Origin of the sequence: Gordonia sp. UBA7860 (assembly GCF_002500165.1) — a bacterium.
GTDB classification, from domain to species: domain Bacteria; phylum Actinomycetota; class Actinomycetes; order Mycobacteriales; family Mycobacteriaceae; genus Gordonia; species Gordonia sputi.
The window spans coordinates 1-25,222 of sequence record NZ_DLSO01000010.1 but is presented as its reverse complement, the minus strand read 5'-3'; the positions used below and the strand labels follow the sequence as shown (position 1 = coordinate 25,222).

The following is a 25,222-nucleotide window of genomic DNA, read 5'->3' as shown; positions in this document are numbered from 1 at the left end:
GTGAATGGGTGCGGAGTGGTGTGGGCGAATGGGAAATGCTGTTGGCCAATGGGAAATGCTGTGGGCCAACGGGTATGGCGGCGGCGCCGGGCGATCTATCGCACGCTGCGTACCAGCAGAACCGACACGCCGCCCAGTATTCCGAAAACTGCTGACGCGGCGAACAATCCACTGAAACCGCCGGTTACCTCGACGATTGCGGCGCCGACCAGAGGTCCGAGTGCCTGCGGGACGGCCATCGCGATGTTCATGATTCCCAGGTCCTGACCGTTGTGCTCGGCGTCGGGGAGAACCTGTGTTGCCAGCGCTTGGTCGACACCGAGGAACGCGCCGAAACCAGCGCCGAGCAGTGCGGCCGCGACCATCGTCATCGGGAGGTCGGCGACGACTGCGATGCAGACAGCCGCGGCACCCTGCGACACGCCTGCGGCGAGGACGAACGGCTTTCGTCTCCCGACAATGTCGCTCAGCTTGCCCGACACCAGCGCACTGATGACGACGAACACCATGTAGACCGCTGTCACCAGCAGGATGTCGTTGTCGGCGTCGGTGGAGTGGATGCCGAACTTCAGAAAGAAGAAGAGCAGCGAAGTACCAAGGGCGTTACCAAGATTCACCAACACGCGGCCGAGTAGCGTCCACCCGAAATCGGGGTGCTCGCGTGGCGAGACCCACAGCTCGGATACGACGGCGCGGAAACTGATCCTGCCTTTGTCATGACGCGGGATGGGCGGATCGTCGAGGTACATCACGAACGGTGCGACGCAGGCGATCAGTACGACCGCGAAAAGCGCGTACGACGGGAGGAAGCCGAGCCCGAACGCCGACACCAGCGCGATACCGATGATCACGCCGATCGCCTGCGGGGCCGACACCCAACTCGATACGACGCCGCGTTGGAAGACGGGAACCTGGTCGCTGATCAGAGCGGTCAGGGCCGCCGACACGGCGCTGAAGCCGGTCAGCGCCGCGCACCACCCGACGGTTATCGCAATGATGTTGTCGGAGAAGCCAAGTCCGATGAGCCCCGCTGCGAACAACGCGGTGCCGCCGATGATCCACGGTCGACGTCGTCCGTAGCGGCTCGTCGTGCGATCTGATAGGGAACCCGTGAGTGGGAATGCGACGAGCGCGAACACCGCGGAGATACCCGATACCACACCGAATGTGAGAACGCTTCGCTGCCAATTGCTTTCGTCGACGTTGGTGCCGATATCGAGCCAGTCGTTGATCTGGTTGGGAAGAGTGAGCTGGAATGGCGCGAGTTGCGCGAGCCAGATGCCGAGCCAGGAGAGTCCGAAGAGGCCGACCCACTTCGACGATACGCGTTGCCACGGGGTCGTCGGACTGTGGTGGGCGTCGTGATCGAGAGTCACCGTGCGTCGGTCTCCGGTGCTGTGGGTGCTTCCGGTGCTTCCGGTGCTGCATGTGTGTCCGGTTCCGACTGTGCTTCCGGTGCCGCCGCGGAGCCCGCTGTCGGTGCGGCGAGCGTGACGATCGCGGTGGCGAGTACGTCGATATTGCGGCGCGCAGCCTCGGTGTCGCGGTCGGTCAGCCACGACAGCGTCAGGCCGTCGATCGCGGAGGTCACCAGATGGGCGACCTGCGTCAGCGGTAGCTCCCACGTGATCGACATGCGGTCGGCCAGGTAGCTCAGTGCGTCGGCGACGGCGCTGCGGTATGTCTGCCACTGCTTGTTGACGGCTGCGCGATCGTGGCGGATCGCGTGTGTCGCCACCTCGAGGAGCGCGAGCTCACGCGCTGGGTCCTCTTCGAGCATGCGCAGGTAGCCGAGCATGGCTTCGCTGAGCACCTCGTGGAGGCTCGCGTCGTCGGCGACCATGTCGGCAGACAACACCGCGGTGAGGCGCTCCTGCTCGGTGATGTGCGTGATGACCTCGGTGATCAGCGCATCGCGGGACGAGAAGATGTAGAAGAGCGCGCCCTGAGGCATTCCTGCCTCGCCGACGATCGCCCTGGTCGTCGCAGCGGCAAGCCCATCTCGTGCGATGACGCGGACTGCGGCATCGACCAGCGCTTGCCGCCGGTCCTCGAAAGTCATTCGGCGCAACGAATCCCCCTGGTCATCTGTCGGTGCGAGTTGACCATACGATCAACTGTCGACAAATGTGCGGGATTCGCTCGAAATCCGCAACAGGAGCGCGGCGATTTAACCGCGCCGCAATCGGCGCCGCCGTCAGACGGGTTCGAGTTCGCCGACGGTGATCAGGCTGCCGTCGTGCAGCATGCGCACGATCTCGTCGGCGACGTCCTCCGGGTAGGTGTAGTCGTCGATGCGTCGCGGGTCTGCCGGCGGTGGAGTTGGGGATTCTGGTACCGCGACTGGCGGCGTCAGCTCGGCTCGCCATCGCTCGAGTTTCTCGTCGATGATCGCGTCGAGATCGTGGATGTTGTTGGTGCGCAGTGTGTTTTCTTTGTCCGGAAACGCCGGGTCGGGGTTTGATCGCCAACCGTATCTCCCGCGATCGGGGCCGTCGGGGATCTTCTCTGTGGTGAACTGCCCGGGGCCGTCGCCGACCGCGCGGTTGTGGGGTCCGCAGGCCGGTGCGAGCTCGTCGATGTCGGTGCGTCCGCCCTTTGCCCAATCCTGTTCGGCGTGATGGATTTCGGAGTGACTGAAGGGGCGGGGGCAGTCGGGCATGGAGCATCCGCCGTACTGCGCGAACAGCATGAACCGCTGCGAGTCGTTCGCGAGGCGGTTGGCTGTGCCGAAGTAGAGAGGCGCGCCGGTGTGCTCGGAGAACACGGCCAGGTGCATGACCGATTGTGCGGCCAACCGGATCAAGTCGGGCATCGGGATGTCGGCGCCGGTAGTGGTCTGTCCGAAGCCCGCGTACTCACGGAGCTGCGTGTCGGAGATGCGTACGACGAGGTGTGGCGGAAGTCCGCGATGACTGGCGCCGAGCAGTCCGCCGTCGAGGACTGCCCTGAGAATTGCGGAGAGCGCGTCGTGGTTGCGCTGCGACTGGGTGCGAGTGTCGCGGGCCGCTGCCTCCTTGAGCGCGTCCGCATCGGCGAACTCGTTGCTGCCGGTGGGAGAGGCCTCGTCGTCAGGATTGTTCATTCCGGGTGCCGCCCACGCTGCGAGTGCTGTATCGAGCATCGCGCGGGTCGTGGGATCGAGGGTGCCGAGAATTCGTGACATCGACTGTGTGTCTTGATTATCGATGGTGAGGCGGCGCTGACGCTTGCGGTCGTTGTCGTCGGTGATCGTGCCGTCCGGGTCGAGGTAGGCGAGCAGACGATTGCCTGCGGCGAGAATCTGGCGCGGCGCGAGATTCTGTGCGAACCCGGCAACTTCGGCTTCGGCGCGGGTCAGCTGTTCCGCATCGATGCCCTGCGGGAGCTTGTTCAGAACAGTGAGTGCTGCGGTGAGGTGATCGGCACCGAGTGCGCCGCTGCGCAAGGCGTCGGCGAGCAGAGGGTAGGTAGGGGGCATCGTGTCGCCGGTGATCGTGAAGGTCTCTTCGAGGGCCAGGATCTGCCCTCTGCGCTTGGTTGCGTCGTGTAGGCGCAGCGGGCCCATCATGAAGTCGGACAACGAGTGTTTGCCGACAGCACGATAGGCCGCACGATTGGACACATCCATGATTCGACTGTTGCCGATCGAGATCATTCTGCGCACCGCGCGCTCGTGCTCGATCGCCGTGGCCGCCACCTCGGCTTCCGTTGCGCCACTGGTATCGACGACGTCGAGCTGGTCGAGCAATGCATGCAATTGTTCATACAGCGCAACAGGATTCGACGCATCATCGTCGCCCGTTGGTTGCCCCTCGTGGATGTCTGAAGTCTCGTTCCCCATGCCGCCCGTCTCCGGTATCGAACTTATGTTCTACATCCAACCTACCCGTCAAATCGGACATGTCAAGGAGAATCTGTCTGGCTGTTGAGCACACTTCCCGGGCCGGCTCGTCGACGCCATCCTTGACGCGGGGCCTTCCCGCCGCGAGGGTGGAGCGCATGGTCACAGTCGACGACACCGCAGCCGCCCGCGCCAGGTTGGCGTACGAAACTCTCGAGCCGTTCCACGTCCTCGCCTACTTCAACCCGGGACTCACTGCGGCACAGGACGATCTGGGCCTCGACGCGCACGCCTTCTATGTCGGAGCACGCGGCGCGCCGCTGGGCGACTGCGCAGCCCCGGTCGTTGTCTCGTCGTTCTACAACTTCGCGCCCGAGCTGATCACCAACGCATGGGAGTCGGCGCGCAAGGCCGGTCTCGACAAGGTTGCCGCGCGTCGAGAGCAGATGCTCGACGCACAGTTCCGCGACATACTGGGCGAGCGGGTCGTCGAACCTGAAATGGCTTCTCTCGCTGAGCGTTACCACGACATCGCGTCGAGCCTCCCGACGGGAGGCAGGTCGCTTGCCGCGGCGTGGGCGGCGCTGACGCCACCGGATTCTCCCCACCTCGCACTCTGGCACACGCTATCGGTGCTGCGAGAGTGGCGGGGAGACAACCACATTGCGGTCCTCGTCCAGAACGGTCTCGACGGAATCGACGCTGCGACCTTCCACGAGGCAGGGCTGCCCGACCCGACGATTCGACGTCGAGCATTGGGTCGACGACTTGCTCAGCTGACCCGCGGCTGGTCGGACGAGGCGTGGGAGGCTTCGGTCGACAGGCTCGTCGAGCGTGGGCTCGCCACCAGAGTCGACGACGGTCACGAGTTGACCCCGGCCGGTCTCGATCTCTACCGCGCGATCGAAGCCGAGACGGACGCCATCACCGGATCGGCATGGGCGAGTGAGGATGTAAACAAACTACTCGAGCGTTCCCGGCCGTATGTGAAGGCCGTGATCGACGCGGGCGTGCTTCCGGGGACCAAGAAGAAGTAGTACCCCGCAGGCGCTGTGTCCGGTTAGTGCGATAGGCCTGACGCGAGCGGTTGTGCCCAAACGCCCCCGCCGACGAGCGGGGCGGAGTAGACGTTGGGCATGGACGATCTCGAGCAAGTGAAGGCGCTCAAGTACCGCTACCTGCGGGCACTCGACACCAAGGACTGGGATACATTCGCCGCGACGCTCACCGAGGACGTCACCGGCGACTATGGCGAGAAGCTGTCCTTCGGTGACAGAGATGAACTAGTCGGATACATGCGCGGCTCCGTCGGACCGGGTGTCATCACCGAGCATCGCGTCGATCATCCCGAGATCGTCGTCGACGGCGATTCCGCGACCGGTCGGTGGTACCTGCAGGATCGCGTCATCGTGCCGGAGTTCTCCTTCATGATGATCGGAGCGGCGTTCTATGCGGATACCTACCGCCGAACCGACGACGGCTGGCGTATCTGCGCGACCGGCTACGACCGGACGTACGAGGCGACGATCGATCTGAAGGACATACCGAGCTTTTCCGTCACAGTTGGCCAGGCGATCACCCTCGCCGCCTCGTCGTGAGTTCGAGGACCGGTGATGTCACGCCTCTTCGCGGATAGGGCCGACGCCGGCCGAGCATTGGCCGGCCGTATCAGCGAGACCGGCGGGATCGTACCGAGTTCGTCTGCAGAGCAACCACTTCCGCTGATCGTCGGCCTCGCGCGGGGTGGTGTGCCCGTCGGTCGTGAGGTCGCCGAGGCATTCAACCTGCCGCTCGAGGTGCTGGTTGTGCGCAAACTCGGCGCTCCCGGACAGCCGGAGTACGCGATGGGTGCGCTGGCGGCGGGGCAGGTGTTCGTGGCCGACGACGTGCCGCGGCGACTAGGGGTGTCAGATCGGCAATTGCACGAGATCGTGCTGCGTGAAGACGCGCTGCGCGTCGAGCGAGAGACGAGATATCGCCAAGAACGGCAACCGTATTCGTTCGACGGAAGGTTTGTCGTCCTGGTTGACGACGGGATCGCGACGGGTGCCACGATGGCGGTTGCCGCGCGTGCCGTTCGGGTGGCGGGCGCCGCCGGCGTCATGATCGCCGTGCCGACTGCTCCGCGAGACGCTCTGCGCAGATTCGCAGGCGATCCCGACATCGACCGGGTGGTGGCCGTCGATGTTCCCGAACCCTTTCGTGCCGTGGGCCTTTCGTACGGCGAGTTCGGCCAGGTCGCCGACGATGACGTGGTGAGCTGTCTTCGTGACAGATGATGCGGGACCGCAGCTAGGGACGCTCTACCGTCACGCGGCTGGCCGCGTACGCACCTGTGCAACGAAGACGGCGAGGCCGAAAGCCTCGAGGAGCACCGCTCCCCACAGTGCCGGGCCGATCGTCTGGGCAACGCCCGCACCGCAGAGTGCGCCAATAAGGAAAGCGAGCACGACGATAGCTGTGGCGACAGCGGCCCGAACCTGCGCCGACGACCTTCCGCGTGCGAGGTCGGCTGCCGCCGCGACGAACCGCATCAGGTTGCCCGTCGTCGCGATACTCACGAACGAGATTCCGCCCGCAGTGCGGAACAATTCGAGCCGCACCCCTCCCACGAACGACAAGGGGATCACGAACAGTGCGGCAGGCGCGGTCGACGGCAGGCATGCCAGCACGGTGAAGACGACGAGTTGGAGGACGAGCACCGAGCCGAGAGCGCGCGCCGGGAGCGTCGGGACCAGTGTGCGAAGCACTTGGGCGGCAACAAGGCCCGCGAGGTAGGCCAGCAACGGCCAGGCGAACTTGGCCCATTCGTCGCCCTTGACCAACCCGACCGCCAGAAACACGACGTTGCCGGTTTGTGCGAATCCGAACACCTGGTGCCGCAGATAGAGGAAGGCGTCGACGTACCCACCGACGACGGTCATCAGCACAGCACTGATGATCCCAACCTCGCCGTGGGTCGGGCGAAGGACTCCGCCGGTTAGTGCCGACATCCGCACCCTCCTTCGTCCTGCCCTGATCTACGAAGGCAGACATTACTGAGGCTCCTTGGCGTCGGCCAGGTGAACGTCGCTGGCAGTATGGGTCAATGTCCCGTCGTGCCCGCCACGTAGCGATGCCTCGCCAGGTCTGGCTGGCGGTGCACGTCGTTGCGACCGTGGCGATTCCGTGGGCGTTGGCCGTCTTCTACTGGACGTCGGGAGATCGGCGCACCATCGAGGGCTCTGGCCGTGTGGCAGCAGACTTTCATACGGCCGCGGCCCTCGCTGCGGGGGCACTGCTCACGAGTACCGTTCTGCTACGAATCCGTGGTCGGACGGCTACGGCGACGGTGCCCTTTGCGATTCTCTGGATGCTTGCGCTCGCGTATTCGGTGAACGGCATCCGTGCGTTCAGGGGTAAGGAGTTCGCGGACTACTGCGGCAACGTCGAGTTATGCATTCCAGACTTCGACCTGTTCGCCGGTGCAGTCCCGATGGCGGTCGCGGTGTCCCTGAGCGCGGTCGGGTCGGTCGTCATCGACCGAAAGCGGTGCTCCGCCCGTCGTGATGCCGGCGGTGCCCGCCCTCGCGCTGATCACCCTCGTACCGATTGAGTCCTGAATCGCAACGGCTGAACCTACACGCCGTCGCGAGCCGCGCCCTCGTCGCTCAGCTCCTTCGGAGTGTCGGGGACCGTCACTGCCGCGCGTTGCGCCCGCATCAAGCCGACGAAACGCAGTCCGACGGTCAGCCCGAAGAATCCAAGGGTCCACATCGCCACGTTGCCCACCGACCGGTTGACCGGGTTGAGGAAAACCTGAATACCCATGATGGCGATGAAGACCACCGGCGCAGCGTCGACCCAGGCCAGCGGGGACTTGCGTGCTCTCGCTACGGCATCCTTGCCGAGCAGCGGAATCATCACGAACGTGAAGATGAGCATCGCGACGAATACGTAGATTGCCCACCCGATCGGGGCGCGCGGATCGCCGAAGGCCATGTCGGCCGCTGAATAGTCCATGCTGCTGCCCACCCAGCGGTAGAGACCCCACTGTTCACACAGCCCGTTGAAGACGAACATGTACCAGCTGTGCACGAAACCGTACAGCACGCAACGCCATACGTTCTCCCACCATGTGCGCGTGCGCGGATCGACCATCACCTTGCCGTCGATGAGCAGATTGACGCAGACATACGTCGGCCAGAGGATGCCGGCCATCATCAGCGGCACAGCGACCGGGACGTCGCCGATGTGCGGTCCGAGTATCGCGGAGGCGCCGTAGCGCAGGTCGCCCCAGATGAATCCGCCGTTGCTGATATTGGTCTGCTCGAATGCCCACTCCATTACCGCGGCGGTGCCGATGAAGGCGATCAGCAACACCGGGCCGAGGTGTTTGATCATGTGTCCGACGAGGAGCACGGCCATCGACGCGATCAGCAATATTTGCGAGATGACTTGCGGCCCTGAGTGAACCGGTGCGATAGCTGCCCAGATCGAGCCTATGACGAAGACCATGATCGCGGCCCCGATGATGCGGTCGAGCAGCACACTGTTGGTCGCAGTCGCCTCACGCGATACGACCGAAGACTGTTTGAGTGACACTAGCTCTCCTTAGGCAGAGGGATTTTGTCGTGGACAGAGCCTATCCCATTAACAAACAGATATGTTAGTTTGTTTTCACTGACGTCGGCCTCGGCAGTGCCGCGGCCATACTGATTGGAGTCGCGCCTTGTCCGACAACAGGTCCCAGCTCACCAGCAGATCCCATGCAATCGTCGTCGGCGGGAGCGTTGCGGGTATGAGTGCTGCATCGGCGCTACGGACTCGGTTCTCCGCCGTGACCATCCTCGAGCAGGACATCATCCCGGAGACCCCGACAGGTCGTCGCGGAGTGCCGCAATCGTGGCACAACCATTTTCTGCTGGACCGTGGACGCAGGGCGCTCGACGATCTGTTTCCGGGTTTTACCGACCACGTGCTGGCCGAGGGTGGAATGATGCTCGACCCCGCCTACGACGCGGTGCAGTGTCTGGCCGGCGGCTGGTTCCCGCGGTCGCGGTCGGAGATGCGCATGCTGTTCGCCTCACGCCCCAAGTTCGAGAGTTGCATCCGCGATCTGTCGCGTCGTGATCCGAATATCACCTATATCGAGGGTGCGAGGGTGAAAGGTCTTGTACACCAGCGTGATGCCACCGGAACGCGTGTCACCGGTGTTCGCTATGTCGACCCCGACACCGGTGAACTCGTGGTGCTCACCGCCGATCTGGTCGTCGATGCGGGCGGGCGCGGAAGCCGTTGCCTGAGTTGGATGTCCGAACTCGGCGTCGAGATCGAAGAAGAGACGCTCGACGCTCGGGTGAGCTATTCGTCGCGCTGGTATCGGTGGCCGGATGAGGACGTTTCCTGGTGGAAGTGGCTCACAGTCCTGCCGAGTATCGATCGCGACGCGTCGGTGCCCGAGCAGTACCTGTGCTCGATCTTCCCGATCGAGGACAACTGCTTCATCGCGGTGATGGGTTCGTGGGGGCAGCCGATGCCGACCACCGTGGACGAGTTCGAGGCGGCGTATCGATCAAGTCGCACAGCGGAATTCGGTCGCGTACTGGACCTGTCCGAGCCGCTATCCGACGTTCATCGGACCAAGTCAACCCGCAACGTGTGGCGGCGCTTCGACCGGGTCACCGGGTTGCCCGACGGCTATCTGGCACTCGGTGACGCGGTGTGTGCCTTCAATCCGATCTACGCGCAAGGGATGACCTGCGCGTCGGTGTCGGCGCTCATCCTGCGAGATGTGCTGGCCGAGAGCGACGTCGACGCCCATGGGCTGCCTTCCCGCTTCTATTCGAGGCATACAGAGCTGGTTGATCTGGCTTGGCAGTTGGCGCTCACTCGAGACGGTGCCTACGACCACGCGCGGGGTTCCGCGGTGATGGCCGACGGCGTCAAGAAGAAGTTGGTCACCCGCTACACGTGGTCCGGCCTGCAGTTCATCAGCGAGGCCGGTTTCTCCGACAAGGCAATCGACGAGCATTTTGACCGGGTGTTCAACCTGCACGAGTCGCTCAGTGAGTTGCTCTCCAGCCCGCGGGTCATCTTCGGTCTCGCCAGGTTCGGGGTGCGCAAGGCATTCGGGCGTTCGCCCCTACCGGCGCTGCGCGATCCGCAACTCGTACCCGACCCGACCGATATCACCCACTTGCGGCCGAAGTCGACGATTCCCAAGGAAATCGTGGAGGTCTGAGTGTCATGACACCACCGCTCAGCGGTCGGCGCCACTCAATCGGGTTAAATGGACAGGTGCCCCCCTCACGCCGCGGACGTCGAACCAGCGCCGCGCGTGTCGGTCGACCACCCGGCAGCAATCGCGAGGAGACCATCGCCCGACTGGTGACCGCCGCCCAGCAGCACTTCGGTGAGCGCGGGTTCTCCGGGGCGCGGATGGTGGACATCGCTTCCGACGCGGGTGTCACGCATTCGTCGATCTATCAGTACTTTTCGTCGAAGGACGACCTGTACCGTGCTTCGTTCGAGGCCGCGCAGGCCGAGCTGCTGCCCGACTATCAAGCGGCGGTGGCGACCGAGAGCACCATGCGCGGACGGATAGGCGCCATCATGCGGGCGTCGGCGGAGATTCACAAGCGACACCCCTCGATCACGCCGTTCCTGGCGTCGGTGCCAGTCGAGTTGCGCCGGCACCCCGAACTGGTCGAGGGCCTACGGGACCTCGGTGAGCCCATCCTGCACGCCATGAACTGGATCTTCGACGACGCTCGTGAGAACGGCGAGATCTCCGGAGATCTATCCAACGACGACCTGCTCGTGGCCTTCATCGGATCCGCCATGGGTATCGGCCTGCTCAGCTACGGACTTCAGCGCGACAGCATGGATGCGGCGGTCGACATCATCGAGTTGATGATGACCGCTCAGCTCTTTCGGCACGAGTGACTTGATCCGGACTTCGCGGAGCCCGGTTCGACACACAATCCCAAGCGCGTGATCGGGTGATCCGCGCTGAATCTTTCAGACTCCGAGGCGGTCTCGTGGAGACATGCACGGCGGAGTACGAGAAGCTCACTGCGAACATGCCCAACCTTGCTGCGACGGCAATGCAGTTGTCACCATCACCAATCCGGCGCACCTCGTCAACGTGACGATGCAGAGCATCGAACTGACGTTGATTGCGGGAATGGTGGCCGGACTGATCCATGCAACAACCAGATTCAACGATGCTTATTGCACGTGGATTGCACGGCTGGCACGTTCGGGACTCTGCTTCGGCCGCGATGCCGACTGCGGGGGCTCGGCCGAGCGCTTCTGCGCGTGCTGCCCAGCATCGGTCGGCAAGTGCGGACTGTCGTTGCCGATCCGGTCCGTGCCGAGTAGGAGCCTCCGTGTACAAGGCGCTCGCCGTCTATGAGGCACCGTTCTGGCGCAATCAGGTCAGTGCAAGAAGGCCGGGGCCGAGGGGATCGACGCAGAGCTGATCCTGCTCGGCGACCCGGGCTGCGCGACCTTCGACTCGTCACCTCCCGACGGCCCCGGACATCTCACGATCCTGGTCGGGGGCGCCGACGCCCGACGTCTTGGCGACCTGACCGTCGACGAGCGTCGAAGTCAATTGCTCGGCGCACTCGAACACCATCTGGGCCCCCGGGTACGCGACTTTGCCGATTGGCGCGACAAGGTATGGGACCACGACGAGTGGGTCGGTGGCGGGTACGCGGCTCTGCCACGCCTCGGTACGCGTGAGGGCTTCTATCCGGTCGAGCACGCGCCGGTCGGCAACATCCACTGGGCAGGCACCGAGACGGCATCCGAGCATGCGGGGTACATCGAAGGGGCGCTTGAGTCGGCCGAGCGCGTGGTCGGAGAGTTGGCTGCGGCAGGTTTCGGTGCCGACGTGGCGGCGTCTGAGGTCTGATCGGTCACGTCAGACAGTGGCGGGGGAAGTCGCGTATGACGCTCGGCGAGTGGACTCGAGACTTATCCTGGTAAGTGGCTCGACAGAGAGTGGACACCATGACCGCCACACCAACCCGACCTGCACCCGTAGAACTCACCCACCACAATCACCTCGCCGGGATCTTTGCGCCACAGCGAACGGAGGTGGACGTCGCCGACCTGTCGGTGACAGGTGAACTGCCCGAGTCGCTGACCGGGAGCTACCTGCGCAATGGACCCAACCCGCGGTTCGATCCGATCGGGTCGTACGTCTACCCCCTCGACGGCGACGCCATGGTGCACCGCATCAGCATCGAGAACGGGCGGGCGTCGTATCTGAATCGCTTCGTCCGCACACCCATGGTGGTCGCGGAAGAGGCTGCCGGACATGCGATCTGGTCGGGTATCACCGACGGATACACCCCTCCCGCGGAGGAAGTGGGAGACAAGCTAGCCGGCACCGTCCGTGAGCTTCCGGACATCAACATCGTCTCCCATGCCGGCAAGCTGATGGCGATGGCCGAGGCCGATCAGCCATATCTGCTCAACGCGAAAGATCTTGCGACACTGGGTCGGACCGACTGCTCCGGCGCGATGCGCGTGGGTAGCACTGCGCACCCGAAGCTGGATCCGTCGACCGGCGAGCTCGTGCTGTTCAACTACACACTCGAGGCGCCGTACCTCACGTGGTCGGTGATCAACGCTGATGGCACCACGAAGGTGGAGCCGACACCCGTCGAAGCTCTCACCGACGCGGTGATGATTCATGACATGGCCCTCACGAGCACCTACATCGTATTGTTCCTGTGCCCCTTAATCTTTGATCTGGAAGCCGCAATGACCGGTGGCTCGTTGCTCTCGTGGCGTCCGGATGATGGCACTCGCATTGCGCTCATCCCCCGCAACGGTGGTGCGGTGCGGTGGATCACGACCGACCCGTTCTGGGTGTGGCACTTCGCCAACGCCTTCGACAACCCCGACGGCTCGGTGACCGTCGACTACGTGGAGTGGACGTATCCCGGCGGTTTCGCGACGGAGCCGAGCCCGTCGTCGTCGACCTTGAACAGGGCGGTGGTGCACCCGGATGGACGACTGTCGCGCACGGCGCTCAGCCGAAAAGACACCGATATGGAATTCCCGCGTGTCGACGACCGACTGCTGACCCGTGATCATCGCCGCATCGCGACCGTCGCCAAGGGGCCCGGCGACGTCGGCGATCAGGACAGTCTGTGGTTCTATGAGTTGTCCGCGGATACCGAAACCTGCTGGACACCTGGCGTTGCCATTGGCGAGCCGATCTTCATCCCCGGTGGCGCAGGCGATTTCTGGGGCGCTATCGGCACCGACCCCGCAGATATGCGCTCGCGCTTCTACCTGCTCTCTGCCGACGACCCGGCGTCGGGACCCGTCGCGACCATCGAACTGCCGCAACGTGTTCCGGCGGGACTGCATGGGGCGTGGCTCGCTGGATGATGGGCCGGGTCAGGTGACACCACGCAGGCGACGCCGCACTGATGGACCACATTCACCGGAGCGGGTCATGTCGGGGGAGGTAGCGTGACCACCGGGCACGGATAGGTCGCGCCGGGCGGGTCACACTCGACGTAGGCGCACGCACCACCGGAATTGAACTGACTGCACTGCATGACCGGCGGCACACCGTCGAACTCGTAGCCGACGCCCCGCAACGCGATGGTCACTGAATCGATTGAATCAGCTTCAACGTCAACATATTTCGATAGGATCGCGTTTACTTCCAGTAGCGCGTCGACGGCTGTGGCTCGCAGCACGCGCACCCGCTCGAGGTCACCCGCTGATATGGGAACGCCCTCTTCGTTCGGCGTTTGCGCCACATTCCCATCATCTCCCCAACACATGATTCCTCCGATCGACGGTTATCCGATCGCCCACAGGCGGGGCCTGTAACAAGAATGGGACGCACCGCCTACTGCCGCCGCCTGGATGCCAATTTCTGTCGGCTGATCGATCGATATGCCTGATCGCCGTCGGCCGCCATGGCTGTCCGGTCCAGTGTTGGGCCGCCCAGACGTGCGTCTGGTCTACCAGTCACTAGAGAGTGCGCGAGCCCAATTCGGCGCGCCGCGCTGTGCGCTTCGCTCGGGCGCACTGCCAGAGGTAGCGAGGCGACGGGGGGAACCAGCCCAGTTGCTGTCCCATCCCGAGGTCGTCACGGTTGGCCCAGTGTTCGGCGCACAGTCCGTCGCGCATGCGGAACCAGTGGGTCTGGGTCACGGCGAAGGTTTTGCCGGTCGGCGCGAACACCTGCTCCACGCGGCCGGCCGCGTCGTAGACGACGAACGGTCCGCGGTGTGTGCCCGACATCGTCGCGTACACGACCACGAACTCACCGTCGACCACGGCGACGTGCGGTTCATGCCGCAGATCGGGAAAGGCGGCCCGCAACCAGAGCGCGGAAGCCCAGAACGCTTCCGGCCCTACGCCGCGACAGTTCGGTGGCTCCGCGTGCGCCTCCCGATTCACCGCCTCGGGATGCATGGTCGCGTCGAACGCCTCCCGGTCGCCGGCACCCATGTCGGTCACTGCGCGCACGGCCACCCCAGTTGCTTCCTGTTCCTGCACGTCCATCATCCCTTTCGATACATAGTGACTGTATTGAAAATCTAGTATTGATTACAGGGTGACTGGAGTCAATGGAAAGCGAGGCTACGACGCGTCGGGACGACGCGACCAGGCCCGGGCCCGACGGCGCCAGATCGTCTTGTCCGCCACAGAGTTGTTCGAGCGCAACGGTTTCGGAGTCACGGTCGCAGACATTGCAGACGCTGCCGATGTCTCCCCCGAGACCATCTACAAGTCTTTCGGCGGCAAGGCCGGACTCATCAAGGTCGCCTTTGACCAGGCATTGGCCGGCGATGACCAAGAAGTCGAGGTGGCCGACCGGCCGGAGACCCGGGCCGTCGAGACCGAACCCGACCCCCGCCGCAAGCTCGAGTTGTACGTGGCGGGAGCGGTGCCGCGGATGGTCCGCGCCGGACGACTGATGTTGGCAATCCGCGACGGCGCGCGCACCGATCCCGCACTACGCGAGTTGTGGACGACTGCGCTACAGCAACGACTGTTCGGTATGACCAAATTCGCGGAGCACCTCGCCGACGCCGGCAGCCTGCGGGCCGGGGTCACCGTCGAACACGCACGGGACACGCTGTGGACGCTGATCGCGCCGGAACTCTATGAGCTGCTGGTCGTGATGCGTGGCTGGACGATCCCCGACTACCGGGACTGGATGGTCCGCGCAATGATCGCCGAACTGGTCTGAGCCGAACGCGGAAAAACCGCCCTACCTGCGGTTATACGAGAGCCGATGACGGGAATCGAACCCGCGTATTCAGCTTGGGAAGCTGATGTTCTGCCATTGAACTACATCGGCGTGCGAGCTCTGCTCGCGAACGACAGCCTAGCAAACGTGGACTCCGATGACGGTGACCGGCCGCGATGTCACGGCTATCCTCGCGACCAGGCTCGCGCAGACACCACCGTCACATGTGACGGCAAGACACAACGACGACGGGGAGACCAGTCATGGAGTACCGCAACCGCACAGCGTTGATCACCGGGGCGAGCGGAGGCATCGGCGAACAGTTCGCCCGTGCCCTCGCGGCGCGAGGAGCTGACCTGATCCTGGTCGCTCGCAGCGAGGACAAGTTGATTGCGCTGGCCGACGAGTTGGCGTCTCGCCACGGTGTCCGCGCCGAGGTCATCCCCGCCGGCCTGTCGATACCGGGCGCTGCCGACAAGGTGGTAGCCGACGCAGATAGCCGCGGGCTACGCGTCGACCTCTTGGTCAACAACGCGGGCTTCGGCACCTTCGGGTACCTCGCCGACGCCGACCCCTCGCGCATCCGCGACGAGGTCGCGCTCAACGTCGGCGCACTCACCGACTTCACCACGATCTACCTCAAGCGCATGGCCGATGCAGGTACGGGGGCGATAGTAAATATTGCCAGTAACGCTGCGTTCCAATCGGTTCCGACCATGGCGGTGTATGCGGCCACCAAGGCGTACGTGCTTTCGCTGAGCGAGGCGCTGTGGTCGGAGGGTAAGCGAAAGGGAGTCCGCGTACTCGCTGTCTGTCCGGGAGCCACCGACACCGAGTTCTTCGACGTTGCGGGCGACGGTTCGGCGATGAAGTCGCGACGCACGACCAAGCAGGTCGTCGACACTGCGTTCAAGGCGCTCGAGGCGGGCAAGCCGAGCGTCGTCGACGGTCTTGTCAATCGCATCAGCGCCTACGGTGCGCGATTTGCTCCGCGTAGGCTCGTGCTGGCCATCGCCGAGCGCACCGTGAGCTGAGCAAATAGGCCATTACGCTCGCACGCTTGCGGCACGCGGAGTAAATCGATTGTCATGCGTTCTAGATGGGGAGTACTGGCCGCGGCGTCGTTCATCGTCGTCCTCGCGGGTTGCGCGACGGACTCCGGCACCGCGACGACCGCCGGTCAGCACAAGTCGAGCGTCTCAGCGGTCACGGTGACGGTTACCGCGTCGTCGCCGACGGCCACGGTGACAACTACGGCACCGCCGCAGACGCCAACGGTTGCCCCCGTCAACGAGGGTGCCCAGTGCAGCCCGATCGGGGCCACGGCTCTGTTCACGGACGGCTCGACGGCCTACTGTTCTCGTCTCGCGGGAACCGACGCCGCGGTGTGGTCCAGTGTCCAGGGCGTCGCACCCAATCCGAACCTGCCTCAAACCGCCACTTCAGGGCCGTCGCTGGGCGACCAGTGCATTGGCGCGGACATCGGCCGGACCACCGTCGACGCCAACGGCAACGCCGTCATCTGCACCAACTATCAGTGGCAACTCAACACCGGTCAGACTCCCGAGCATCGCTGGGCCGACGACCAGCGGGCGTGGTCGGACTGCATCCAGACCAAGACAACGGAGGAGTGCCGCGCAGAGCTCAATTCAGGGGGTTGAGGCGCCCTGGCTCGCACGGTTCCATCTGAATAACCGGTAAGACTGCAGAACGCCGTCGTCGTACCTGCACCACACACCGTCCGATACGCTCGCAGGCGTGCTGCTCTCCGATCGCGACATTCGCTCCGAGGTCTCCGACGGCAACCTGTCGATCGACCCGTTCGATCCTGCTCTCGTGCAGCCGTCGAGCGTCGACGTCCGGCTCGACAACCTGTTCCGGGTCTTCAACAACACCCGCTACACCCACATCGACCCCGCTCAGCGGCAGGACGAGCTGACGACGCTCGTCGAACCCGCAGACGGAGAGCCGTTCGTGCTGCACCCGGGCGAGTTCGTCCTCGGCTCGACGCTGGAGATCTGCAGCCTGCCCGACTATCTGGCAGGCAGGCTGGAGGGCAAGTCATCGCTCGGCAGGCTCGGTCTGCTGACACACTCGACGGCGGGCTTCATCGATCCGGGCTTCTCCGGCCACATCACGCTCGAACTGTCGAACGTTGCCAATCTGCCGATCACGCTCTGGCCCGGCATGAAGATCGGGCAGCTCTGCCTGTTCCGGCTCAGCAGCCCGTCGGAGAATCCCTACGGCAGCGCCGCGGTCGGATCGAAGTACCAGGGCCAGCGCGGCCCGACGCCGTCGAAGGCGTATCTGAACTTCATCCGCGACGCACCGTAGACGCTCACCGTTCACCGGCCACTCCTCGACGTTCACGCGCGCGTCCGCGACTGGTCACATGCTCGTAGCGAGTTGGCAGATCGGCCCACGTAGTCACTTCAGGTATGAAGCTGACAGTGATCGGGTGTGGATACCTGGGGGCGACACACGCAGCGTGTATGGCCGAACTCGGACACGACGTGCTCGGCGTCGACGTCAATCCGGAGAAGGTGGCTCGCCTGTCGTCGGGCGAGGTTCCGTTCTTCGAGCCAGGGCTCGCAGACATCCTGCGCCGCAACATCTCTGCGGGCAGACTTTCGTTCACCACAGAGGCCGACGCCGCTGCCGCACACGGTTGCGTGCACTTCATCGGGGTGGGGACACCGCAGCGTGCGCGTGGACACGCGGCCGACACGTCGTTTGTCGAAGGCGCGGTGGACGCGCTGGTGCCACATCTGCGTGGTGACCACCTGATCGTCGGCAAATCGACTGTGCCAGTAGGTACCGCCGCGTCGTTGGCGCGTCGGATCAGTACGTTGACGGCGCCGGATGCCACGGTCGAACTCGCCTGGAACCCCGAGTTCCTGCGCGAGGGCTACGCCGTCGAAGACACTCTGCGTCCTGATCGTCTGGTGATCGGCACCGATCCGGACGCCGACGCACGAGACGCGCGCGCGGTGCTGCGCGATGTGTACCGCAAGGTCATCGACACCGGACTTCCGGTCATCGAAACCGACTGGTCCACAGCAGAGTTGGTGAAGGTCTCGGCGAATGCGTTTCTCGCGACCAAGATCTCATTCATCAATGCGATCAGTGAACTCTGCGAGATCGTCGGTGCGGACGTCTCGACGCTCGCCGACGCGATCGGTCACGACAAGAGGATCGGGCGTCGATTCCTCAACGCGGGACTCGGATTCGGCGGTGGATGCCTGCCCAAGGACATTCGTGCCTTCGAGGCGCGCGCCGAAGAACTCGGAGCGCATGGGGCACTGCGGTTCTTGCGCGAGGTCGACACGATCAACATGCGACGACGCTCCGCGATGGTCGACCTCATCGCGCAGGTATGTCCGCGAGAACTGTTGGGCGCCAACATCGCGGTCCTCGGCGCAGCATTCAAGCCGGAAAGTGACGACGTTCGCGATTCACCCGCACTGAGTGTTGCAGGACAATTGGCGCTGCGCGGGGCGTCGGTCACCGTCTTCGACCCGAAGGCCAATGCCAACTCTCGGCGGATGTATCCGATGCTCGACTATGCCGATTCGGCCGCCGAGGCCGCCCAGGACGCCGACGTCGTCGCAATCGCCACCGAATGGGCACAATTCGTGCATATGGCGCCATCCGAACTCGATCCCGTTGTGCGGTCACGTGTCATCGTCGACGGGCGCCGGTGTCTGGACCCGCAGTCGTGGCTGCGGGCGGGATGGTCGTACGCCGCACTCGGCGGCGCAACGGCGAGTCACGATGGCGGGTTCGGTGCAGATCAGCGGGATTCGGTCGGTCTCGGTCGTCTGTCCTTCGAAGATGCGACACAAGTGGTGCACCGCTGACGTCATGCTAGGTTGAACACTCAGAACTGCGGGGGAGTGGTCAAACGAGCGTGCTCAGGTGTACTGGGCGCGACTCACGAGAATGTGCGTGGGGTTTCTCGATGACGGAGACTACCGAACTATGGACGACGGGGTGATCCCGAACGGGGTGATCAATGACGGGCGGGTTGTCGACGCGTCCGTGATCAGTCGTGTCTCCGACCATCTCCGACGCCGTCACTCGACGCTCGTCGACTCTTTCGCTGTGGTGAGCGTCACCGAGGCTGGCGTCGAAGTGACACTCGTCGACGTCGAGTCCGGTGCGGCCTTCGCGAGCAGACGTGCTTCTGGCACAAGCGGAGCCGACCTCGACGCCCTCATCTCCGATCACCTCGTGCGCGCGGGACGCGTCGACGCCCCTGACTCCGACGAGTGGACAGCGGAACTGCGCCTCCTGAGCCATAGGGGCCGATACCGCCTCGCCGAGTCCGACGGCACGTTCATCATGGGCGAGAAGTACGTCCGACTGTTCCGCGTCACACGACGCGACGTCGCACAGTCGACGCTGGCCTGCGCCGAGCGCGTCCCCGACGCCGTCGCGCAGTGCGCCGACTCGACGGGCCGCACGGTCAGCGCGATGGTTTTCGATTCGACGCACACCGTGTGGCCGGGACTCCCGGAACTGCTCGCGCCGGTCACCGACGTCCCGATCGTGGTTCTCGACGACGTCACGCTGGCGCTGCACGACGTCGCCGCCGAGCAGGAGCCAACCGCGGCACGGCAGCCCGAACCCGTGGCCCAGACCACCGACCACGTCGAGGTCCACCGCGAGACGGTCGCGGAGGTGGCTGAAGACTCCGTCGCGGACGTAGCCGCCGACCCGGTCGCAGATGTTCAGGGCGGCGCCGGTGCGGAAGTCCCTGGCGATTCGTTTGTAGAAGCAGGCCGGCAGCAACCACCGCTCGACCCGCCGCGGCGATCCGTCGACAACGAGTTCGACGTGACCGATCGGATCGAGCCAATCCGGCTCGCATACTCCGATCAGTCGGCGCCCGCCTATCTGCCGACCGCCACTCTTGCGCACAACGCCGGTCTTGCGCACAACGTCGGTTTTCAGCACAACGCCGGTTTCCAGTACAACGTCGGTTTTCAGCACAACGCCGGTTTCCAGTACAACGTCGAAGACTTTTATCCGGCTGACGGCTTCGTTCCGATATCGCCCGGAATCGAGCCTCGCGGCCACGACGCCGCAGCGGTTGACGAGACGGCGGTTGACGAGACAGCGGTCGGTGGGGCAGCGGTTGATGCGCCGGCGCGGCGCGGTCGGAAGAAGATCCTGATCGGTGTCGGAGCGCTCGGCGTCGTCGGAGTTGCGTTGGCTGCCACCGCACTTGGGCTCAGCGGCGGTTCCGCGTCGCCATCGGCGTCGAGTCCCGTCACAGCGACGCACAGTTCGACGACAACACAGTTGTACGCAGACCTCGCCGACCTCAACGAGGCCCGCGCACCCGCTGCCACCTACGTGCCGCCGCCTCCGCCGCCCCCGCGGACCGAGGAGTCGCAGCGCGCAGAACAGCCGCGCCCGCGCAGCAATGCTCGGCCGAAACCCAAACCGCGAGCGGTCATTCCGCTACCCGGAGGATTGCCGCCGATCGTCGTTCCCTGATCGCTTTCGTCCCTTGGCGGGCGGGCTCTGACGTTCTCCCCGGAGGTCGAGTGGATCTTGATCGACGGAGTCGTCGGCGATGGCGAGATAATCGTCGAGCTGACGAGCCATGTCGCGATCGAGTGCGCGGTCGAGGGCGTTGTGCGCGATCGTCGAACCCGCTCTTCTGAATTCGACGAGAAGATCACGCACCCAATCTGCTTCGGCCGGGGTCTGCGGTATCCAACCGTCCTTGTACTCCTCGGCGATCGTCCCGCGTCCAGCCGAAATAAGTGCCTCCGCAACCGAATCCATCTGCGTACTGAGGTTCTCGTGGACGGAGAGAATCGAATTCAGCGTCAGACCGCGCCGGACGAGGCGGGCATATGCGTCGATGGTGTCCTGGTCGAGCACCGTGAACGACGTCGGGGGATTCGCTGTCCCCTCTGGCCTGATCAATCCGAGGTCGATCAATCGCGTGAAGTACGCGGGGTTGCTGTTGTTGAGCAACTCGCGCAGTTCATCGGCGCTGACCGAGGTCTTCGTCGTGTTACCCCATGGGGCGGCAACCACCTCGCGAAGTCCGAGGACGTCGGCGAGGTCGTCGCCGCGCTGGATTCCGGTGAGGAATTCGCCGATGTGCCGGATGGTGAATCCGCGACGGAGCAGATCGTTGATCACTCTGAGGCGATCGAGGTGGAGGTCGGTGTAGATCGCGATCCGTCCCCGGCGCAGTGGCCTGGGCAACAGTCCGCGATCCTGATATCCGCGGACGTTGCGTGTGGTGGTCCCGGCAACCCGTGCCAGATCATCGATCCGGTATTCGTTGGTGGCCTTCTCGTCGCTGCTCATCGCGCTCATTCTCGCATCACGAGCTCAGACCGCGGACCACCATGGCCAAGACGTGCTCGTAGTTCTCCGTGGGATCGATCGTCGGGGGATGGGTGCCCGCCAACTCCAACGAGACCGCACCGTGAACGCAGCTCCAGACCTGCATCGTCGCCTGGTACGGATCGATCTTCATGAGTAGTCCCGCGTTCTGGCCGTATCTGATGTGGTCGGTCAGGACCGCGAAGGCGTGGTCGGCGACGTCGGAGTCGGGATGGTGCTCGCGCGAGAACATCAGCGAGTACGCGACCGGGTAGCGCCGCGCGAACTCCCGGTACGCCCTGCCGCTGTGCGCCAACCTCTCTCGGGCGTCGTCGTCTGTCACGTCGATCATGCGCGCGAACTCGACAAAGGCGTCGCTGACCAGGGCGTCGAGTAACCCTTCCTTGCCGTCGAAGTGGTTGTAGACCCCCATGGGTGCGACGTCGGCATCGGTGGCGACCGCCCGAACGGTGAGTCCGGCGACTCCGTCTCGTTCCAGGATCCGACGCCCGGACGCGATGAGATTCGTGCGTACCTCGGTCGCCGGGGTACGACGCGTACCTCGTGAAGAAGCCATATTGACAACCTACTAGAACGGTGTTCTTCTAGTTAAGAACACTGTTCTACAACAGTAGAACAGCAATCCACATCGAAGGGGAGTCGCATGCGTTCTCGCTGGTTGGCGCTGTGTGCGCTGTGTTTGGCTGAGCTCTTGGTGATGGTCGACAACACGATCGTCAACGTCGCGTTGCCGACCATGTCGCGCGATCTCGGGGCGGGGATCTCGGGACTGCAATGGATCGTCGACGCGTACACGCTCGTCTTCGCCGGGTTGCTTCTCACCGGCGGCTACCTCGGCGACCGGTTCGGGCATCGCCGGATGCTCCTGGTGGGTCTCGCGGGCTTCGCCGGGGTGTCGGCCCTGGCGGCGTCGTCGAACACGCTTGGTCAACTGATTGCTGCGCGTGCGGGTCTTGGGGTGTTCGCGGCGCTGGTCTTTCCCGCGACGCTTGCTCTGATCGTCGCGATCTTCCCGGAAGGCAAGCAACGTGCCACGGCGGTCGGTATCTGGGGTGCGACATCGGGGGTCGCCGTGGCGATCGGACCAGTCCTCGGAGGGTGGCTGCTCGAGCACTACTCGTGGGCGTCGGTGTTCTGGGTCAGCCTGCCCATCGCGGCGGTGACCGCAATCGCAGTACTCGCGGTGGTGCCCGGTACGCGCCCGGAATCGGTGTCGCGGTTCGACGTCATCGGCCTGGTGCTGTCGGTCGTCGGACTCGGACTGCTGACCTATTCGGTGATCGAAGGCCCTCACCACGGGTGGACCGATGCACGAACCATCGTGGGCCTAGTTGTGGCGAGTGCGGTCATCGGACTCTTCATGTGGCGTGAACTCGTGGTGGCGCACCCGATCCTCGACGTCGCGCTGTTCACCAACCGCAGGTTTGCTGCAGCAGCGGGAATGGTCGCTGTCGCGTTCTTCTCGCTGTTCGGTTTCATCTTCCTGATCACCCAGTTCTTCCAGGCGGTGAAGGGATACGGGCCGTTCGAAGCGGGCCTGCGCACACTGCCTTTCGCGCTTGTGACCGCGGTTTGCTCCCCGGTTGCCATGGCGCTGGCACACCGATTCGGGCCCCGCTGGGTGGTGACCTCGGGAGCTGTCCTGATGTCGGCAGGCTTTGCGCTGGTGGAGATCTCGTCACGGATGTCGGGTTATTGGGAACTCATCATCTGGTCGATGGCGCTGATGGCTGCGGGCCTCGCCGCTATCACGGGTCCGTGTACGCACGTGATCATGAGCTCGCTGCGACCGGAGCAGGCAGGTGCCGGTAGCGCCGTCAACGACACGACGCGTGAGATCGGTGGAACACTGGGCGTGGCTGTACTCGGCTCGGTCCTCACGTCGGTGTATGCGTCGTCCGTATCGGAAAGAATTAACGCACTTGGACTTCCGCGTCAGATTGCCGAGATGTCCGAACGGTCGGTGATGGGCGGAGCGGAGGTCGCCGCCCGCGCCCCTGAGTCGATCTCCGGCCGTATGACCATCGCCGTGCAGGAAGTCTTCGTCGAAGGGCTGCACAGTGCGGTGTGGGTGGCGGTTGCGGTGACAGCCGTGGCTGCCGTTGCCGCTGCGATTCTACTGCGCGGCGAAAGTCACTCGCGCGGCGTCGAACTCACGCCGGACGCGCACTCAGAGGTCGACGGTCAGGTGATCGCCACCGGCGCGTGATACGCAGGTGAGGATGGAGCCCGCTGCGCGCTCCGGCTCGGTCAGGATGTTGTCGCGGTGGTCGATTGCCCCCGACAACGTCCTGATCTTGCATGTGCCACAGAAACCCTGGCGGCATGAATGCGGCACTGACGGAACCTCTTTGCGGAGCGCGCTCAGCAAGGTCTCGTCTGCCGCGACGTCGATCTCCTGTCCGGTCGACTCGATCGTCACGGTGAATGGACGACCGTTCTCCACCGGCGGCGGACTGAAACGCTCGTAGTGCAGCTCGATGTCAGGGCGGTCGTGTAGATGGCGCCGCAACGATTCCAACATCGGTACCGGACCGCAGCAGTAGACCGCGAGACCTGATGGGGTCCTTCCGGTCTGGGGGTCGATCGGTCCGAGCAACTCCTCCATGCTCGGCAGACCGTGCTCGTCGTCGGTGCGGATGGTGATCTTGTCGCCGAATCGCGCAACCTCGTCGCGGAACGGGATCGAGTCCATGCTGCGACCGGTGTAGATCATCGACCAGTCGAGACCGAGGCGCTCGGCCGCCGCCAGCATGGGCAGGATCGGCGTGATACCGATGCCCGCGGCAACAAAGCGGAGTGAGCGGGCTTGCGATCCGTAGCCGGGCAATGCGATCGGAAAAGCATTGCGCGGCCCCTTGATCCGGATCGTGTCGCCCACGCGCAGGGTGTCGTGTACCTCGACCGAACCGCCTCCACCGTCGGGGATGCGCCGCACGGCGATTCGGTAGGTGTGTCTATCGGCGGGGTCGCCGCAGAGTGAGTACTCGCGCATTCTGCCCGACGGCAGCAGGAGGTCGAGATGTGCTCCGGCATGCCATCTTTCGAGGAGCTGGTCGTCGAGTCCGGCGAACGTCAGTGCGACGACGTTCTCGTCTTGCGCGACGACCTCTCGTCCCACAATGCGCAGCGTGGTGACACCGTCATTCTCGGCCGTCGACCGCAGTGGCGAGAACGGGCGCCAGAACGGCAACCACGTCTTGGACAGCACGGTGCCAAAGGTCATCAGGGGATCATGGCGCCATCGTCCGTAGAGATGCGGCGGCACCGAGGTCATCTCGGTGGTGTGTGGGTGTGCCCGTTGATTCATGGCGTGTTCCAGGTGTACTCAGGAAGCGTTTCGTGCTGCGGGCGAGGACGCCAGGTAGGCGACAGCCTGTGCGGTCGAACCGATTTCGTTGGGATGAAAGCCCGGTCTGAAGTAGCTCGCCGTTGCGAAGAGCACGCTGCGGATCGTCGGGAGAACGCCCGCTCGCACGCCACGTGCGTAGTGGTACTGGCGGTAGAAGTAGTTGTTGTGCTTGATCGCCGGGTCCTGATGGGTGATGAACCGGAAGCCTCGGAACAGTAGGAGTAGCAGGGTGGGCAGTGCGATCAGCATTGCCCGGCCGCGTCGGAGGTAGCTGTCACCGAAGTAGACCGCGACGTCGTGTGCGACGGCCCGGTGCTCGACCTCCTCGGCTCCGTGCCAGGTGAACAGGTCCGACATCGTCGGATCGGCACCGACCTCGGTCCACGTGTTGTTGAGCGCGAAATCGCCGAGGATCGCGGTGTAGTGCTCGATCGCGGCGATGAGCCACAGT

At 64.3% G+C, this 25,222-nt stretch carries 26 protein-coding genes and 1 tRNA gene; 15 read left to right on the top strand and 12 right to left on the bottom strand.

Annotated features, from left to right (window positions below; all coding sequences use genetic code 11):
• Positions 1 to 95: 95 nt before the first annotated feature.
• The 3 genes from B3T59_RS01380 to B3T59_RS01370 all read right to left on the bottom strand — a co-directional run bounded on the left by B3T59_RS01380 (position 96) and on the right by B3T59_RS01370 (position 3,823).
• Complete coding sequence (locus B3T59_RS01380; protein WP_287001316.1) at positions 96 to 1,376, bottom strand: MFS transporter; 1,281 nt, start codon at positions 1,374 to 1,376, stop codon at positions 96 to 98.
• On the bottom strand, positions 1,373 to 2,062 hold the full coding sequence (locus tag B3T59_RS01375; RefSeq protein WP_287001315.1) for a TetR/AcrR family transcriptional regulator: 690 nt from the start codon (positions 2,060 to 2,062) through the stop codon (positions 1,373 to 1,375). Before B3T59_RS01375 ends, B3T59_RS01380 begins: the two co-directional genes overlap by 4 nt.
• A 135-nt stretch (positions 2,063 to 2,197) precedes the next feature.
• Positions 2,198 to 3,823 (bottom strand): DUF222 domain-containing protein, encoded by a 1,626-nt coding sequence (locus B3T59_RS01370; RefSeq protein WP_287001314.1) that lies wholly within the window; start codon positions 3,821 to 3,823, stop codon positions 2,198 to 2,200.
• A gap of 158 nt (positions 3,824 to 3,981) precedes the next feature.
• Between B3T59_RS01370 and B3T59_RS01365 the strand changes: the two genes are divergently transcribed.
• From B3T59_RS01365 to B3T59_RS01355, 3 genes are all read left to right on the top strand, one after another.
• The gene (locus B3T59_RS01365; RefSeq protein WP_287001313.1) at positions 3,982 to 4,860 is read left to right on the top strand and encodes an SCO6745 family protein; all 879 of its coding nucleotides are present in this window, start codon (positions 3,982 to 3,984) and stop codon (positions 4,858 to 4,860) included.
• 99 nt (positions 4,861 to 4,959) lie between these two features.
• Positions 4,960 to 5,421 (top strand): nuclear transport factor 2 family protein, encoded by a 462-nt coding sequence (locus tag B3T59_RS01360; protein ID WP_064862699.1) that lies wholly within the window; start codon positions 4,960 to 4,962, stop codon positions 5,419 to 5,421.
• 15 nt (positions 5,422 to 5,436) lie between these two features.
• Positions 5,437 to 6,102: a phosphoribosyltransferase gene (locus B3T59_RS01355; protein WP_005201974.1), complete on the top strand. Its 666-nt coding sequence runs from the start codon at positions 5,437 to 5,439 to the stop codon at positions 6,100 to 6,102.
• 30 nt (positions 6,103 to 6,132) lie between these two features.
• Here B3T59_RS01355 and B3T59_RS01350 read toward each other — a convergent pair whose 3' ends face one another.
• A complete protein-coding gene (locus tag B3T59_RS01350) occupies positions 6,133 to 6,816 on the bottom strand; it encodes a YoaK family protein (protein WP_005201973.1) in 684 nt (227 codons plus the stop codon).
• A 95-nt stretch (positions 6,817 to 6,911) separates the two neighbouring features.
• Here B3T59_RS01350 and B3T59_RS01345 point away from each other — a divergent pair, with 95 nt between their 5' ends.
• Positions 6,912 to 7,418 (top strand): hypothetical protein, encoded by a 507-nt coding sequence (locus B3T59_RS01345; RefSeq protein WP_287001312.1) that lies wholly within the window; start codon positions 6,912 to 6,914, stop codon positions 7,416 to 7,418.
• A 23-nt stretch (positions 7,419 to 7,441) separates the two neighbouring features.
• On the opposite strand, the gene B3T59_RS01340 is transcribed toward B3T59_RS01345, so the two are convergent.
• Positions 7,442 to 8,407 carry a hypothetical protein gene (locus tag B3T59_RS01340; protein ID WP_287001311.1) on the bottom strand — a complete coding sequence of 322 codons (966 nt, stop codon included), beginning with the start codon at positions 8,405 to 8,407 and terminating at the stop codon, positions 7,442 to 7,444.
• 196 nt (positions 8,408 to 8,603) lie between these two features.
• On the opposite strand from B3T59_RS01340, the gene B3T59_RS01335 reads away from it, so the two are divergent.
• The 4 genes from B3T59_RS01335 (at position 8,604) to B3T59_RS01320 (ending at position 13,219) form a co-directional block, all read left to right on the top strand.
• A complete protein-coding gene (locus B3T59_RS01335) occupies positions 8,604 to 10,046 on the top strand; it encodes an FAD-dependent oxidoreductase (protein WP_287001310.1) in 1,443 nt (480 codons plus the stop codon).
• 56 nt (positions 10,047 to 10,102) lie between these two features.
• Positions 10,103 to 10,750 carry a TetR/AcrR family transcriptional regulator gene (locus tag B3T59_RS01330; RefSeq protein WP_287001309.1) on the top strand — a complete coding sequence of 216 codons (648 nt, stop codon included), beginning with the start codon at positions 10,103 to 10,105 and terminating at the stop codon, positions 10,748 to 10,750.
• Between the two features lie 481 nt (positions 10,751 to 11,231).
• Positions 11,232 to 11,726, top strand: a complete 495-nt coding sequence (locus B3T59_RS01325) for a flavin monoamine oxidase family protein (protein ID WP_313318435.1) — start codon at positions 11,232 to 11,234, stop codon at positions 11,724 to 11,726.
• Positions 11,727 to 11,824: 98 nt separating this feature from the next.
• Positions 11,825 to 13,219 carry a carotenoid oxygenase family protein gene (locus tag B3T59_RS01320; RefSeq protein WP_251721779.1) on the top strand — a complete coding sequence of 465 codons (1,395 nt, stop codon included), beginning with the start codon at positions 11,825 to 11,827 and terminating at the stop codon, positions 13,217 to 13,219.
• 65 nt (positions 13,220 to 13,284) lie between these two features.
• Here the strand turns inward: B3T59_RS01320 and B3T59_RS01315 are convergent, their stop codons facing one another.
• The gene (locus B3T59_RS01315) at positions 13,285 to 13,446 is read right to left on the bottom strand and encodes a hypothetical protein (protein ID WP_251721780.1); all 162 of its coding nucleotides are present in this window, start codon (positions 13,444 to 13,446) and stop codon (positions 13,285 to 13,287) included.
• 370 nt (positions 13,447 to 13,816) lie between these two features.
• Complete coding sequence (locus B3T59_RS01310; RefSeq protein WP_251721781.1) at positions 13,817 to 14,353, bottom strand: ester cyclase; 537 nt, start codon at positions 14,351 to 14,353, stop codon at positions 13,817 to 13,819.
• Positions 14,354 to 14,405: 52 nt separating this feature from the next.
• Here B3T59_RS01310 and B3T59_RS01305 point away from each other — a divergent pair, with 52 nt between their 5' ends.
• Positions 14,406 to 15,044, top strand: coding sequence for a TetR/AcrR family transcriptional regulator (locus B3T59_RS01305; protein ID WP_251721782.1), 639 nt, complete (start codon positions 14,406 to 14,408; stop codon positions 15,042 to 15,044).
• A 40-nt stretch (positions 15,045 to 15,084) separates the two neighbouring features.
• On the opposite strand, the gene B3T59_RS01300 is transcribed toward B3T59_RS01305, so the two are convergent.
• Positions 15,085 to 15,155, bottom strand: a tRNA-Gly gene (locus tag B3T59_RS01300).
• A 152-nt stretch (positions 15,156 to 15,307) separates the two neighbouring features.
• On the opposite strand from B3T59_RS01300, the gene B3T59_RS01295 reads away from it, so the two are divergent.
• The 5 genes from B3T59_RS01295 to B3T59_RS01275 all read left to right on the top strand — a co-directional run bounded on the left by B3T59_RS01295 (position 15,308) and on the right by B3T59_RS01275 (position 20,549).
• Positions 15,308 to 16,078 (top strand): SDR family NAD(P)-dependent oxidoreductase, encoded by a 771-nt coding sequence (locus B3T59_RS01295; RefSeq protein WP_287001307.1) that lies wholly within the window; start codon positions 15,308 to 15,310, stop codon positions 16,076 to 16,078.
• A 54-nt stretch (positions 16,079 to 16,132) separates the two neighbouring features.
• On the top strand, positions 16,133 to 16,705 hold the full coding sequence (locus B3T59_RS01290) for a hypothetical protein (protein ID WP_287001306.1): 573 nt from the start codon (positions 16,133 to 16,135) through the stop codon (positions 16,703 to 16,705).
• A gap of 97 nt (positions 16,706 to 16,802) precedes the next feature.
• Positions 16,803 to 17,378: a dCTP deaminase gene (dcd, locus tag B3T59_RS01285; RefSeq protein ID WP_005201968.1), complete on the top strand. Its 576-nt coding sequence runs from the start codon at positions 16,803 to 16,805 to the stop codon at positions 17,376 to 17,378.
• Between the two features lie 104 nt (positions 17,379 to 17,482).
• Positions 17,483 to 18,904, top strand: a complete 1,422-nt coding sequence (locus B3T59_RS01280) for a UDP-glucose dehydrogenase family protein (RefSeq protein WP_287001305.1) — start codon at positions 17,483 to 17,485, stop codon at positions 18,902 to 18,904.
• Positions 18,905 to 19,025: 121 nt separating this feature from the next.
• Positions 19,026 to 20,549 carry a hypothetical protein gene (locus B3T59_RS01275; RefSeq protein WP_287001304.1) on the top strand — a complete coding sequence of 508 codons (1,524 nt, stop codon included), beginning with the start codon at positions 19,026 to 19,028 and terminating at the stop codon, positions 20,547 to 20,549.
• Here the strand turns inward: B3T59_RS01275 and B3T59_RS01270 are convergent.
• Positions 20,514 to 21,380, bottom strand: a complete 867-nt coding sequence (locus B3T59_RS01270; protein WP_251721787.1) for a MerR family transcriptional regulator — start codon at positions 21,378 to 21,380, stop codon at positions 20,514 to 20,516. The two genes, B3T59_RS01275 and B3T59_RS01270, sit on opposite strands and share 36 nt — an antisense overlap.
• 16 nt (positions 21,381 to 21,396) lie before the next feature.
• The gene (locus B3T59_RS01265; protein WP_287001303.1) at positions 21,397 to 21,975 is read right to left on the bottom strand and encodes a TetR/AcrR family transcriptional regulator; all 579 of its coding nucleotides are present in this window, start codon (positions 21,973 to 21,975) and stop codon (positions 21,397 to 21,399) included.
• An 87-nt stretch (positions 21,976 to 22,062) separates the two neighbouring features.
• On the opposite strand from B3T59_RS01265, the gene B3T59_RS01260 reads away from it, so the two are divergent.
• The gene (locus B3T59_RS01260) at positions 22,063 to 23,628 is read left to right on the top strand and encodes a DHA2 family efflux MFS transporter permease subunit (RefSeq protein ID WP_287001302.1); all 1,566 of its coding nucleotides are present in this window, start codon (positions 22,063 to 22,065) and stop codon (positions 23,626 to 23,628) included.
• On the opposite strand, the gene B3T59_RS01255 is transcribed toward B3T59_RS01260, so the two are convergent.
• Together B3T59_RS01255 and B3T59_RS01250 are read right to left on the bottom strand one after the other, a co-directional pair.
• Positions 23,590 to 24,729 (bottom strand): PDR/VanB family oxidoreductase, encoded by a 1,140-nt coding sequence (locus B3T59_RS01255; RefSeq protein ID WP_287001301.1) that lies wholly within the window; start codon positions 24,727 to 24,729, stop codon positions 23,590 to 23,592. The two genes, B3T59_RS01260 and B3T59_RS01255, sit on opposite strands and share 39 nt — an antisense overlap.
• Positions 24,730 to 24,747: 18 nt before the next feature.
• On the bottom strand, positions 24,748 to 25,222 hold a 475-nt coding region (locus B3T59_RS01250; protein WP_287001300.1), incomplete at its 5' end, for a metal-dependent hydrolase.

What these genes read in the sequence shown, in the direction of transcription:
- B3T59_RS01275 (WP_287001304.1), top strand. Translation starts at nt 19,026, where the DNA reads ATGGACGACGGGGTGATCCCGAACGGGGTGATCAATGACGGGCGGGTT.
- B3T59_RS01270 (WP_251721787.1), bottom strand. Translation starts at nt 21,380, where the DNA reads ATGAGCAGCGACGAGAAGGCCACCAACGAATACCGGATCGATGATCTG.
- B3T59_RS01320 (WP_251721779.1), top strand. Translation starts at nt 11,825, where the DNA reads ATGACCGCCACACCAACCCGACCTGCACCCGTAGAACTCACCCACCAC.
- B3T59_RS01365 (WP_287001313.1), top strand. Translation starts at nt 3,982, where the DNA reads ATGGTCACAGTCGACGACACCGCAGCCGCCCGCGCCAGGTTGGCGTAC.
- B3T59_RS01375 (WP_287001315.1), bottom strand. Translation starts at nt 2,062, where the DNA reads ATGACTTTCGAGGACCGGCGGCAAGCGCTGGTCGATGCCGCAGTCCGC.
- B3T59_RS01350 (WP_005201973.1), bottom strand. Translation starts at nt 6,816, where the DNA reads ATGTCGGCACTAACCGGCGGAGTCCTTCGCCCGACCCACGGCGAGGTT.
- B3T59_RS01370 (WP_287001314.1), bottom strand. Translation starts at nt 3,823, where the DNA reads ATGGGGAACGAGACTTCAGACATCCACGAGGGGCAACCAACGGGCGAC.
- B3T59_RS01310 (WP_251721781.1), bottom strand. Translation starts at nt 14,353, where the DNA reads ATGGACGTGCAGGAACAGGAAGCAACTGGGGTGGCCGTGCGCGCAGTG.
- B3T59_RS01295 (WP_287001307.1), top strand. Translation starts at nt 15,308, where the DNA reads ATGGAGTACCGCAACCGCACAGCGTTGATCACCGGGGCGAGCGGAGGC.
- B3T59_RS01255 (WP_287001301.1), bottom strand. Translation starts at nt 24,729, where the DNA reads ATGAATCAACGGGCACACCCACACACCACCGAGATGACCTCGGTGCCG.
- B3T59_RS01355 (WP_005201974.1), top strand. Translation starts at nt 5,437, where the DNA reads ATGTCACGCCTCTTCGCGGATAGGGCCGACGCCGGCCGAGCATTGGCC.
- B3T59_RS01345 (WP_287001312.1), top strand. Translation starts at nt 6,912, where the DNA reads ATGTCCCGTCGTGCCCGCCACGTAGCGATGCCTCGCCAGGTCTGGCTG.
- B3T59_RS01260 (WP_287001302.1), top strand. Translation starts at nt 22,063, where the DNA reads ATGCGTTCTCGCTGGTTGGCGCTGTGTGCGCTGTGTTTGGCTGAGCTC.
- B3T59_RS01360 (WP_064862699.1), top strand. Translation starts at nt 4,960, where the DNA reads ATGGACGATCTCGAGCAAGTGAAGGCGCTCAAGTACCGCTACCTGCGG.
- B3T59_RS01290 (WP_287001306.1), top strand. Translation starts at nt 16,133, where the DNA reads ATGCGTTCTAGATGGGGAGTACTGGCCGCGGCGTCGTTCATCGTCGTC.
- B3T59_RS01280 (WP_287001305.1), top strand. Translation starts at nt 17,483, where the DNA reads ATGAAGCTGACAGTGATCGGGTGTGGATACCTGGGGGCGACACACGCA.
- B3T59_RS01335 (WP_287001310.1), top strand. Translation starts at nt 8,604, where the DNA reads ATGAGTGCTGCATCGGCGCTACGGACTCGGTTCTCCGCCGTGACCATC.
- B3T59_RS01265 (WP_287001303.1), bottom strand. Translation starts at nt 21,975, where the DNA reads ATGGCTTCTTCACGAGGTACGCGTCGTACCCCGGCGACCGAGGTACGC.